Origin of the sequence: Mycobacterium sp. (assembly GCF_035499775.1) — a bacterium.
In the GTDB taxonomy this organism is placed as follows: Bacteria; Actinomycetota; Actinomycetes; order Mycobacteriales; family Mycobacteriaceae; genus Mycobacterium.
The window spans coordinates 1-2,542 of record NZ_DATJYB010000118.1; the positions used below are offsets into that span (position 1 = coordinate 1).

The 2,542-nt window shown below is 67.1% G+C and carries 5 protein-coding genes; 1 reads left to right on the forward strand and 4 read right to left on the reverse strand.

Translation table 11 applies throughout. From position 1 onward, the window contains the following. The 3 genes from VML93_RS08625 to bioB form a co-directional block, all read right to left on the reverse strand. Positions 1-689: DUF2567 domain-containing protein (locus tag VML93_RS08625; RefSeq protein ID WP_414686307.1), on the reverse strand; the 689-nt coding region annotated here is incomplete at its 3' end. A 26-nt stretch (positions 690-715) separates the two neighbouring features. After that, positions 716-943, reverse strand: coding sequence for a hypothetical protein (locus tag VML93_RS08630; protein WP_325609657.1), 228 nt, complete (start codon positions 941-943; stop codon positions 716-718). A gap of 14 nt (positions 944-957) precedes the next feature. After that, positions 958-2,004: a biotin synthase BioB gene (gene bioB / locus VML93_RS08635; RefSeq protein WP_325609659.1), complete on the reverse strand. Its 1,047-nt coding sequence runs from the start codon at positions 2,002-2,004 to the stop codon at positions 958-960. A gap of 120 nt (positions 2,005-2,124) precedes the next feature. Between bioB and VML93_RS08640 the strand changes: the two genes are divergently transcribed. Continuing rightward, a complete protein-coding gene (locus VML93_RS08640; RefSeq protein ID WP_325609661.1) occupies positions 2,125-2,292 on the forward strand; it encodes a hypothetical protein in 168 nt (55 codons plus the stop codon). On the opposite strand, the gene VML93_RS08645 is transcribed toward VML93_RS08640, so the two are convergent. Then, the coding region (locus VML93_RS08645; RefSeq protein WP_325609663.1) for an FCD domain-containing protein at positions 2,293-2,542 on the reverse strand (250 nt) is incomplete at its 5' end.

Sequence of the window (2,542 nt, forward strand, 5' to 3'; positions counted from 1 at the left end):
CCGGGCTGCACGGGTGCCGACGGCGCCACGATCGCCGGTCCGGCGGCAACCGGAGGGCCGCCCAGGTCGTCGCGCGCACTCCCGGCCGCAAACGCCGCGTAGACCAGCGCGGCGGTGCCGGCCGGCCACATGAACGTCGCGGCCACCTGCAGCGGTTTCCGGGCGTAGAAGACCGGCGGCGCCTGGATGACGTAGGCAATCCGGTGGTCACCGCTCAGCGGGATGGCGTCGAAATTCAAGTCGCCGAAGCGCAGGCGGACCAGCACCGCCCCCACCGCCGCGGCCAACCCGACCGAGATCATCAGACCGACCCACAGCGCCACGACCATCTCGGGACCGCGCTGCGCGCGCCACTGCCACAGCAGCACCGGCGCCACCACTGCCAGCACGGTGAACAGCCCGATCAAAAGCGTCGGCGCCACGAAGAAATGCTGGGATTCGGTGCCCAGATAGTCGTGCACCCGGTCACCGGAGCGGGTGATTGCCACCACCGCGTGGATGGGCGGGGCGATCCAGGCCCATAGCCCGCCGATCAAGACACCGAGCGCCGATAGGCCCAGTACGACAACGATCGGCGCGCGGCGGCCACGCGATGAGCGGGGGACGGCATGCGGCACCCCAGGCACCACAGGCACCCCAGGTCTTGCCGGCCCGGTACGAAATATTGCTCCCGACGGCAGCGCGGGCATGGTGGGCTCAGGGCCCGAATGTTCGGTCACCGCTGCCCCTCTCCGTCGGCCGAGTCCACTTGTCCGTGCCGCGAGCATTGCACCCGCCAGCCGTCTGGGCGAACCTGCACCACCATTCGGCGCCCGCATTGCGCGCAGAATCGGGGCGGCTCGAGTCCCATTTGGGCCGCTGTCGGGCTGGGCGTACCCGCCAATTCGCCGGTGTAGACGTTGTAGACGCCGCCACTGACCGGAGCGCCCAGTTCTTGAGCCACGGTTTCCCAGTCTCTTACAAGGTGGCGTTGAGCGCCTTGATCGGCATCTGCAGATCCTCGAGCAGTTCCAGATCGGCTTCGGCGGGGCGGCCCAACGTGGTCAGGTAGTTCCCGACGATCACGGCATTGATACCGCCCAGGATGCCCTGCTTGGCACCCAGATCACCCAGGGTGATCTCGCGGCCACCCGCGAATCGCAGGATGGCGCGCGGCAAAGCCAGCCGGAAGGCGGCCACCGACTTCAGGGCTTCGCTGGCTGGCAGCACCTCGAGGTCGCCGAACGGCGTGCCGGGCCGCGGGTTGAGGAAGTTCAACGGCACCTCGTCGGGACCCAGTTCGGCCAGCTCGGCGGCGAACTCGGCGCGCTGCTCAAGCGTCTCCCCCATGCCCAGGATGCCGCCGCAGCACACCTCCATACCGGCGTCGCGCACCATCGACAATGTCTGCCAGCGCTCTTCCCACGTATGGGTGGTGACCACGTTGGTGAAGAACGAGCGGGCGGTCTCGAGGTTGTGGTTGTAGCGGTGCACGCCCATCTCGGCCAGCCGGTCCACCTGCGCGGCGCTGAGCATTCCCAGCGAGCACGCGATGTTGATCTCGACTTCGTCACGAATCGCCTCGATGCCGGCGCCGACCTGGGCCATCAACCGGTCGTCGGGTCCGCGTACCGCGGCCACGATGCAGAACTCGGTGGCCCCCGACTTTGCGGTCTGCTTGGCCGCCTCGACCAGGCTCGGGACGTCCAACCAGGCGCTACGCACCGGCGACTTGAACAGCCCCGACTGCGAGCAGAAGTGGCAGTCCTCGGGGCAGCCGCCGGTTTTCAGGCTGATGATGCCCTCGACCTCGACTTCGGGGCCGCACCAGCGCATCCGCACCTCGTGGGCCAGCGCCAGCAGTTCCTCGAGCCGGTCGTCGGGCAGCTGCAGTACCCGCAGCACCTGGTCCTTGCGCAATCCCTCGCCGCGCTCGAGGACCTGCTGGCGGGCTTCTTCCAGAATGTCGAGGTCTTCCGCGCCCCCGTCGGCTTCGGCCGTCGGTCGAGTTGCCGCTTGCGTCACCAGGTATTCCCCTAACATCTTTGCCCGTGGCCGTCGCATGCCCACATCTGCCTGAATGAACGGTGTTCAAAGTAGGGTAACGGCCGCAGCTCATCACAGCCCGTGGGGTATACGACGACCATGACTACTCCGCACGTCGAGTATGTGGCACACCACATGCTGCTGCTCGCCGTGCCGGCCTTCTTACCGGCGGTGATCGTCGTCGGCGTGATCTTGTACGTCGCGATGAAGGACCGGCGTGGCTCAGAAGATCAAGCAGCGGACAACACCGACCAGCGATGCCGGTGACTACGCCGGAGGCTCGACTGAGAGCCCGAGGGCGCGCACCGTGCTCGCGAGGTGAGTTTGCACCGCGTTCCGAGCCCCGTCGAGGTCGCCGTCGCGCAGTGCCTCGGCGATAACACGGTGTTCGTCCATGATCGTCGTCATGCGCTGCCGATCTCGCATCATAGAGTCTCGGATCATCCGCGTCTGACGGTCGCGCAGTGACGAGTAGAAGTCCGACAGAATGCGGTTCCCTGACTCTTCGATGGTGATC

Excerpts from the sequence above, each read along its gene's own strand:
- VML93_RS08640 (WP_325609661.1), top strand. The coding sequence starts at position 2,125 with ATGACTACTCCGCACGTCGAGTATGTGGCACACCACATGCTGCTGCTC.